Genomic DNA, 8,357 nt, shown 5'->3' with positions numbered 1-8,357 from the left:
ATAACGCTTTTCTTTTATGTTTTTATATAGTACAGAACCACTTCCACCACCTAAAGAAATCATTTTTATTTGAGCACCACCAACTTGAGGTCTTGGTGCATTTAAGGAAACATCTTGTTTATAAACTGATGCGTATTTGTTAAAATCTAAAATATATGTTTTCTGATTCATTTTTTGCAATCGCGCTTGTAATTGCTGTTTCATTTCGTCAGACATGGTTGATTTTTTATCATTCCCAAATTTAACGTTCGACTTTCTACTAGTTTTATAGATTGCTTTTCCTTGAAAGTTTTGTGCATTTAAAGATAGTACCATCAAAAATGCAAATGTTGTGAATAGAGTTTTCATAATTTATTGGTTTTTAGCTATTTTAATTAGTTTTTTTATTATTTTTTTTGATTTAAATATTAATGAATCAATATTTTTTGTTTCTCCAGAGACTTCCATTTTTCCTTTGAATTTATTCTTAGACTCTTTTAAATCTAGTTCGAAACTCAAGGCAATTTTTTCGTCAGGTTTGTTGCCTTCAAAAATAGTTTTAATATCATTCCAATTTAACTTTTCTAAATCTTTTATTGAAGTTGATGAATAGGATAGTGATGTGATTTTAGAAATTTCATCTTTAGAATAAGTTGCTTTTGTTTTGCTATCTTGAGCATTGATAAGTAGTGAAATAAATAGTAAAAATAAGGTGAATAGTTTTTTCATAATATTGTTTTTTAAGTTGAACACTACAAAGATGCAACACAACAGAACATTTTACAGTTAACGAGTGTTAACGTGTGTTAACTGACTGATTTTATAATTTTTAGAAACTATATTTGTAACATGAAAGCAAATAAACAGCAATGGATTTTATACTTAATTGCAACTACTATAGTTGCAACTATTGCCATCCAATTTTATTGGAACTACAAAAATTACGAAGAAAATAAAAGGCAGGTTACGAACGAAATTCAGTTAAGTTTAGACAATGCTATAGAAGAATATTATGCATCTTTAGCAAAAAATAAATTTTTAACAATTGTAGAAAACAAATTCGATACTAGTAAAACAATTAAAGAGAGTTCTATTGGTAATATTTTAAAAAAGTTAAAAGAAAAAAACGCTGAAAAAGGAAAACCAAAAGTTACTATTAACAATATAAAAATAACCTCTACTGATAATTTATCAAAAGAAAAGATAGATTCTATGATGAATTCTACCAAAGAATTTGTTACTAATTTTAACGCTGAAATAGATAGTATAATTGCTAAAAAACAAAAGAAAGATAAAGTTTTTACGCAATTTATAGACGGTAAAAAGGGGATTACGATGAATGCAGATGGTTCTAAAACTGCTATAAAATATTTTAAAGGAAAAAAAGCTGCAGATAGTCTAAAGGTCATTGGTAATTTAAGTCCTATTTTTATTTCTTTTTTTGATCAATCTATTAGTTATCAAAAAATTGATTCTTTAATAGAAAACCAATTAACCCAAAAGGGAATTGACCTAAAAACGAGTTTTCATCATTTAAAAAATGATACGTTATTTCATCAAACAAAAGATTCTCTTTTAAAAAGTAGCAACTACTTTGTAAGCTCTAAATCTACGTTTTCTAATGAAAATGAATCGTTTCAATTGTATTATAACAACCCAATTTCAGAGGCAATAAAAAGAAGTTTTTTTGGTATATTTTTATCATTATTATTATCACTAGCAGTAATTGCTTCTTTGTTTTATTTACTTAAAGTTATCAATCAGCAAAAAGAATTAGCCGCTATTAAAAACGATTTAATTAGCAACATTACACACGAGTTTAAAACCCCTATTGCAACTGTATCAACTGCCATAGAAGCTATAGAAAGTTTTAATGTTTTAAACGATAAAGAAAAAACAAAAAAATACCTTTCTATGTCTGCGGTTCAGTTAAAAAAATTGCATCAAATGGTAGAAAAAATGCTAGAAACAGCTACTCTTGATAGTGAACAATTAATTCTAAAAAAAGAAAAAATTAATATTGTAGATATCATTGAGAAACAGGTAACCAAACATCAAATAATTTCTAAAGAAAAAGAAATATCTTTTTCTACAAATTTAGAACCAATTTATCTTAATATTGATGCTTTTCATTTCGAAAATGTAGTATCTAATCTTATTGACAATGCTGTAAAGTATGGTGGAAACGATATAGAAATTAACATAAATTCTTTTTTAAATAATGTAGAAATTGCTGTTGCAGATAATGGAAAAGGAATAGAAAAAAGCCAACAGAACAAAGTTTTTGATAAATTTTATAGAGTACCAAAAGGCAACACACATGATGTAAAAGGTTTTGGTATTGGTTTGTACTATTGTAAAAAAATTATAGAAAAACACACAGGTACACTAACTTTATTACCCACAAAAAATAACACTATATTTAAAATAAGCTTGCCCAATGAGTAATATAAAAATTTTATTAGCAGAAGACGAAGCTAGCTTAGGCATGATTGTAAAAGAAAGTTTAGAGTCTAGAAATTTTACCGTTTTTCATGCAGAAAATGGCGAGGAAGCTTTCGAAATTTACAAGAAAGAAAAATTAGATATTTTAGTATTAGATGTAATGATGCCAAAAAAAGATGGGTTTTCTTTGGCGAAAGAAATTAGACAAGAAAATAAGGCAATACCTATTATATTTTTAACGGCAAAATCACAAACAAGCGATGTTTTAGAAGGTTTTGAACATGGTGGAAATGATTATTTAAAAAAGCCTTTTTCTATGGAAGAATTAATTGTAAGAATTAAAGCGCTATTAAACAGAATTGCATTAAAAAGTGACGCAGAAAACTTAAAAATAGGCAACTACACTTTCAATTTCACCAAACAAATACTCACTTTTTCTGATACAGAACAGCAACTTACACACAGAGAAGCACAATTGCTTTTTTACCTACATCAGAAAAAAAACGAAGTTTTAGATAGAACGTTTATTTTAAATAAATTATGGGGTAATGATGATTTTTTTAACGCTAGAAGTATGGATGTTTTCATCAGCAAATTAAGAAAGAAGCTTCAAAAAGACGAAAATATACAAATTTTAAACGTACGCGGTTTTGGTTATAAATTAATCTGTTAACCCTTTTCTAATTGCAAAAAATGTGTACCTTTAACAACCCTTTTTAATCTTATTAATTTTATATATGCACGTTGCAATTGCAGGTAATATTGGCGCAGGTAAAACTACGCTAACCAAACTTTTAGCCAAACATTACAAATGGAAACCTCATTATGAGTCTGTAGATGAAAATCCGTATTTAGATGATTTTTACACAGAAATGGAGCGTTGGTCTTTTAACTTACAGGTTTATTTTCTAAATAGTAGATTCAGACAGATTTTAGAATTAAGAGAAACAGGTAAAAATATCATCCAAGACAGAACTATTTACGAAGACGCCCATATTTTTGCACCCAATTTGCATGCCATGGGTTTAATGACCAATAGAGATTATAGCAACTATTCCTCATTATTCGAGTTGATGGAAAATTTGGTTTCTCCACCAGATTTATTAATTTATTTACGTGCAGACATTTCTACCTTAGTAGGTCAAATTCACAAACGTGGTAGAGAATACGAAAACTCTATTTCTATTGATTATTTAAGCAGATTGAATGAGCGTTATGAAGCGTGGATTTCTAAATACACTAAAGGTAAATTACTGGTAATTAATGTAGATAATTTAGATTTTGTAAGTAATCAAGAAGATTTAGGTTATATAATAGACAGAATAGATTCTCAAATTAACGGTTTATTTTAAAAAACATTTTTTTAATTTTTTGGGCGTTCGAGCGGGCTTTACGTTGCAATCTTTTGTGCTAAAAAACACAAAAGGATTTCCACTTCAATCCCTAACGCAATCACTCAAACCAATAAAAATTAAATCCCAAAAGGGTTTAATCGCTAATTATCAATTTGTAAAAATAACTTTTTTGAGTAAAATAGTATCAATAAGACCCTTCAGATTTTTAAAACCTGAAGGGTCTTATCATAAAAAATTTTATTTAAAAAAATACAAGTATTAAAATTAGTAAAAACTATGCGTTTAAAGCATTGTCTAAATCTGCTAGTAAATCCTCTATATCTTCTATGCCAACACTAAGTCGAATTAAAGAATCTGTAATACCAATTTTTAAGCGTTCTTGTTCTGGTATAGATGCATGAGACATCGTCACTGGGTGATTTACCAAACTTTCTACACCTCCTAAAGATTCTGCAAGTGTAAAAATACGCGTGTTCTCTAAAAATTTAAAAGTGGCTTTTTTACTTTCGTCTTTTAATTTAAAGGAAACCATACCCCCAAAATCTTTCATTTGTTTTTTTGCAATAGGGTAACTCGGGTGATTTTTTATACCAGGATAATACACTTTACCAACCTTTGAGTGATTTTCTAAAAACTGAGCAACAGCCAATCCATTTTCGCAATGTCTTTGCATTCTTACGTGTAAGGTTTTTATGCCTCTTAAAGCTAAAAAAGAATCCATAGGACCAGCAATGGCACCAGCAGCAAATTGTATAAAATGCAAATCTTTGGCTAATTTTGCATCCTTAACTATTAAAGCACCCATTACCAAATCTGAATGACCTCCTAAATATTTAGTAGCAGAATGCATTACAATATCTGCACCTAATATTAATGGTTGCTGTAAATAAGGTGTTGCAAAAGTATTATCTACAGCAATTTTAATGTTTACGTTTACATCTTTAACAGCCAAAGTAATTGCTTTGATATCTGCAATTTTCATTAACGGATTTGTAGGTGTTTCTAACCAAACCAATTTTGTTTTTTTGGTAATAGCTGCTGTAACATTTGCAACAGAATTCATATCTACATAGGTAAACTCTAACCCATATTTTTGAAATAATTGGGTAAACATTCTATAAGTTCCTCCATATAAATCATCTCCAGCTATAATTTCATCACCAGGGTTTAAAGTTCTTAAAATACAATCTATAGCAGCCAACCCAGAAGAAAATGCAAAACCATGAGTACCATTTTCTATGGCAGCAAAACTATTTTCTAATGCTGTTCTTGTGGGATTTTTACCTCTTGCGTATTCGTATTCTTGCGCTTCACCAGGAACCGAATGTGCAAAAGTAGAAGTCTGAAAAATAGGCGTCATTATAGCACCTGTTGTGGGTTCTGATTTTTGACCTCCATGAATAGTTTTCGTATTGAATTTCATTTTTAGTTTTCTAAAAGTTAGCAAACAAGTTTAGCCACGATTGTAATGGCATCCTTTTTTTTACTTTTTTTTGAATGAATAAATTTTATAAAAAAGAGGCAAACCCCAGATAATAAATTACTCAAATTAAATTAGCCTAAAAAAAAGATATAATGGAAAGCGTGATTAGCTTCTAAAAAAATTATACATGTTTTTTAATAGCCCTTATAATTCCGTAATGTATCCCTTCATGAAAATTATTAAAAGCGATTGCTGTGTTTATAGAAGTTAGCACAAAACCTGTGCTTGTAGGGTATTCATTATAATTCTCAAAAATACCAGCTTCAAAATCTTCTTCTAAGGTATCTGGCAAACCGACTAGTAATTCTTTTACCTCTTCAAACTCTTCCTCTGTAAAAGTTTTAGTAGGTGTAGTTCCTTTTTTGTGAGTTTCTATTAAATCATCTGGACACAAACAGTTTAAACCAGATAATTTATAATGTAACAATTGCTGCGTAACTACTAAATGCGCTACATTCCATGCAATATTATTTTTAAATCCTTCTGGAATTTCATGAATCTGATCTAATGTTAAACCTTCTAATTCTTTAATTACTAATTCGCGAGATTTTCTTAAAACATCGAATTGTGTCTTCATTTTTATCTTATTTTTGATATCACAAATATAATTGATTAATATGAAGAAAGTATATTTTTTAAAAACTTGCGATACTTGTAGAAGAATTTTAAAAGAAGTAAATACAACTGGTTTTAAAGAGCAGGAGATTAAAACAAACCCTATAAATAAAGAACAGTTAGAAGAAATGTATCAACTTTCTAAAAGTTATGAAGTTTTATTTAACAAACGAGCGAGATTGTATGCTTCTAAAGATTTAAAAAACAAAAATTTAACAGAAGATGATTTCAAAAATTATCTGCTAGAAGAATACACTTTTTTAAAACGCCCTGTTTTTATTGTAGATGATGAAATTTTTATTGGAAACAGTAAAAAAGTAATTGCTGCACTTAAGGATAAAATTGGATAACATTTAAAAGCCTCAAAAAATAATTTTTTGAGGCTTTTTAAAATTTATTTAAATTGAATTTAATTCGAATTATATACTTTCATTAGATTTTCTGCTTCTTTTTGTGCGCTCCAGTTTGCTTCAATTTCTACTCTTGCTTGTTCACCTAAATCTGGTATTTTTTTGGTGATAAATTGCGTTAATAAATTTTTCAATTCGTTTACATTTCCAGCCTCAAACAAATATCCATTTGCATTATTTGTTATTAATGATGAATGAACACCGACATTTTTTGTAGCCATAACAGTACAACCACAAGACATAGCTTCTGCAGTAACTAAAGAAAAACCTTCAGAAAAACTTGGCACAACTACCAATTTTGCAGCTTGGTAATAGCTAACAATATCTGAGGTTTCGTTTATAAAATACACTTGATTTTCAATAGTATGTTTTTGGGCAATTGTTTTTAATTCGTCTAAAAAAGCAGGTTTATCTACTTTACCCACAACAACTAAAGCCCAATCTTTGTGTTCTTTTAAAATTGCTGCAGCTTCTAATAAAACCACTTGTCCTTTTGCTTTTCTTACTCTACCTGCACAAAGAATAACGTTTTTTTGTGACACATTTTCTAATTGAATATTTTCTTTAGGCTTAAATTTTTCTATAGTTACTCCATGACCAACAATGATGTTATTGATACCTAAATTAATACTCATACTTTGTATTAAAGTAATTACTTTATCTGCGCTTTTTAAAAGTTTTAAAGTTAGTCCAGAAGGTTTTGTTTCTGCATGACGTGTAGCCACCAAGGTGAATTTTGCCCCCAAGCCTCTATAAACAAGCATTCTAATAATTTCGTTATTTCTATGGCAATGTACCACTACTTTTCTGTCAGAAAATAAAAACTGCCTCAATTGCTTAGAAGTTAAATGTGTACCATTTGCACCAAAACCATACAAATAGGTTTCAAATTGTTGCTTAAAAAAAGGGAGTACATTTTCTATACTTCTGGTAACCCCAGTTCTCCTTTTATGAAAATGTGTATGTATTAAAATGGGTTTCAAAATTTAATTTAGATAATATATTTGTAAGATTTCTCCATAAAATCGAAATGACATTATTACTTAATTTTGAGTGTTAAACTCAAAACATTGAATTGTATTAAGCAAATTTACGTGTTACTATTTCCATAAATCGATTTTCTAAATCCTCATGATCAGCCCAATTGTAATCTGGTTTTACCATTTTATTGATAAACTTTTTAGCTTCTTTTTCTGTTTTGGTAGTGTTGAGTTGTGATACTACTCTGTTAAAATCTTCTTGACTACCATTAAAAAGGTTTTTTACAAATGCAATTCTGTCATTTAAACCTATTTGAATATTCCCTTGTAATTGGTCGTTTAAAGATTTTTGTTTTACAGGCTCAAACAAATTTGCCATTACATCAACAGGAATCGTGTCTTTTAATTCGTCTTCTAAACTCGGTACTTTACCTACATCTTTAGGGTCATCTTTAAAGTTTTGAGGTTTTACATCACCAAAAATTAAACCTTCTAATTCATCAAAGGGTTGTTCTATTTCTTCTTCTATTTCCTCTTTTTCTACTTCTAAATATTCGTTTTCATTTACAACTTCTTCCTTAGTACTTTCATTTTCTTCCTCTTCGAAGCCATCACCAATTTCTGCCGTTAACTTTTCATTTTCAATCTCTAAATACTCATCTTCAAGGTTATGTACTACTTTCTCATCCAACTCTTCATCATCATTTTCTAAAGTATTTTCTAAAACTTTTGCTTTGTTTTCTATCGCTTTTTCTATTGTTGAAATTAAAGTTTCTTTACTTTCCTTATTATTTGGTGTGTTATTTACATACTCTTCTACAAAAGCAAGTAACGATAGTTTTTCGTAAACTTCTTGCGCTTTTTCTTTTAATGCAAAAACATTTGTTCTGTTTTTCATTTGTAAAATACTGTGCGCTAAACTCACTAAATCACTTTCCAATTTTTTGTGCATAAGTTCTAGTTTATAGGTAAAATGAATTTGATATAAATTATATATTACTCGTAAATATTGCTAAATTTGTTGCAAATAAAAGTAACGTAAATTTATAAATATAAAGCCTAAAATTACAAAATGTTTCTTGAAAATACA

Annotated in this window: 9 protein-coding genes and 1 pseudogene; 4 read left to right on the top strand and 6 right to left on the bottom strand. The window is 28.7% G+C overall.

Features of this window, described 5'->3' with window-relative positions:
* Positions 1-348: pseudogene (locus ACTG3S_RS03795) on the bottom strand (GLPGLI family protein); the annotation flags it as partial.
* A gap of 3 nt (positions 349-351) precedes the next feature.
* The gene (locus ACTG3S_RS03790) at positions 352-708 is read right to left on the bottom strand and encodes a hypothetical protein (RefSeq protein WP_439128043.1); all 357 of its coding nucleotides are present in this window, start codon (positions 706-708) and stop codon (positions 352-354) included.
* A gap of 120 nt (positions 709-828) precedes the next feature.
* Here ACTG3S_RS03790 and ACTG3S_RS03785 point away from each other — a divergent pair, with 120 nt between their 5' ends.
* From ACTG3S_RS03785 to ACTG3S_RS03775, 3 genes are all read left to right on the top strand, one after another.
* Positions 829-2,427 (top strand): sensor histidine kinase, encoded by a 1,599-nt coding sequence (locus ACTG3S_RS03785; RefSeq protein ID WP_439128042.1) that lies wholly within the window; start codon positions 829-831, stop codon positions 2,425-2,427.
* On the top strand, positions 2,420-3,097 hold the full coding sequence (locus tag ACTG3S_RS03780) for a response regulator transcription factor (RefSeq protein WP_439128041.1): 678 nt from the start codon (positions 2,420-2,422) through the stop codon (positions 3,095-3,097). The genes ACTG3S_RS03785 and ACTG3S_RS03780 overlap by 8 nt, the downstream gene beginning before the upstream one ends.
* Positions 3,098-3,161: 64 nt before the next feature.
* Complete coding sequence (locus ACTG3S_RS03775; protein WP_439128040.1) at positions 3,162-3,776, top strand: deoxynucleoside kinase; 615 nt, start codon at positions 3,162-3,164, stop codon at positions 3,774-3,776.
* Positions 3,777-4,053: 277 nt separating this feature from the next.
* Here the strand turns inward: ACTG3S_RS03775 and ACTG3S_RS03770 are convergent, their stop codons facing one another.
* Both ACTG3S_RS03770 and ACTG3S_RS03765 read right to left on the bottom strand, forming a co-directional pair.
* A complete protein-coding gene (locus ACTG3S_RS03770; protein WP_439128039.1) occupies positions 4,054-5,202 on the bottom strand; it encodes a cystathionine gamma-synthase in 1,149 nt (382 codons plus the stop codon).
* Between the two features lie 181 nt (positions 5,203-5,383).
* On the bottom strand, positions 5,384-5,839 hold the full coding sequence (locus tag ACTG3S_RS03765; protein ID WP_439128038.1) for a DinB family protein: 456 nt from the start codon (positions 5,837-5,839) through the stop codon (positions 5,384-5,386).
* A gap of 40 nt (positions 5,840-5,879) precedes the next feature.
* On the opposite strand from ACTG3S_RS03765, the gene ACTG3S_RS03760 reads away from it, so the two are divergent.
* On the top strand, positions 5,880-6,227 hold the full coding sequence (locus tag ACTG3S_RS03760) for an arsenate reductase family protein (RefSeq protein ID WP_439128037.1): 348 nt from the start codon (positions 5,880-5,882) through the stop codon (positions 6,225-6,227).
* A 59-nt stretch (positions 6,228-6,286) separates the two neighbouring features.
* Here ACTG3S_RS03760 and ACTG3S_RS03755 read toward each other — a convergent pair whose 3' ends face one another.
* Positions 6,287-7,270, bottom strand: a complete 984-nt coding sequence (locus tag ACTG3S_RS03755) for a glycosyltransferase family 4 protein (protein WP_439128036.1) — start codon at positions 7,268-7,270, stop codon at positions 6,287-6,289.
* Positions 7,271-7,367: 97 nt separating this feature from the next.
* Positions 7,368-8,219, bottom strand: coding sequence for a hypothetical protein (locus ACTG3S_RS03750; RefSeq protein WP_439128035.1), 852 nt, complete (start codon positions 8,217-8,219; stop codon positions 7,368-7,370).
* Positions 8,220-8,357: the final 138 nt, after the last annotated feature.

Source organism: Polaribacter sp., assembly GCF_965656025.1.
Lineage (GTDB): Bacteria > Bacteroidota > Bacteroidia > Flavobacteriales > Flavobacteriaceae > Polaribacter.
The sequence above is the reverse complement of the archived record's forward strand: the minus strand, read 5'-3'. Positions and strand labels throughout refer to the sequence as shown.

Excerpts from the sequence above, each read along its gene's own strand:
- ACTG3S_RS03790 (WP_439128043.1), bottom strand. The coding sequence starts at position 708 with ATGAAAAAACTATTCACCTTATTTTTACTATTTATTTCACTACTTATC.
- ACTG3S_RS03785 (WP_439128042.1), top strand. The coding sequence starts at position 829 with ATGAAAGCAAATAAACAGCAATGGATTTTATACTTAATTGCAACTACT.
- ACTG3S_RS03780 (WP_439128041.1), top strand. The coding sequence starts at position 2,420 with ATGAGTAATATAAAAATTTTATTAGCAGAAGACGAAGCTAGCTTAGGC.
- ACTG3S_RS03775 (WP_439128040.1), top strand. The coding sequence starts at position 3,162 with ATGCACGTTGCAATTGCAGGTAATATTGGCGCAGGTAAAACTACGCTA.
- ACTG3S_RS03770 (WP_439128039.1), bottom strand. The coding sequence starts at position 5,202 with ATGAAATTCAATACGAAAACTATTCATGGAGGTCAAAAATCAGAACCC.
- ACTG3S_RS03765 (WP_439128038.1), bottom strand. The coding sequence starts at position 5,839 with ATGAAGACACAATTCGATGTTTTAAGAAAATCTCGCGAATTAGTAATT.
- ACTG3S_RS03760 (WP_439128037.1), top strand. The coding sequence starts at position 5,880 with ATGAAGAAAGTATATTTTTTAAAAACTTGCGATACTTGTAGAAGAATT.
- ACTG3S_RS03750 (WP_439128035.1), bottom strand. The coding sequence starts at position 8,219 with ATGCACAAAAAATTGGAAAGTGATTTAGTGAGTTTAGCGCACAGTATT.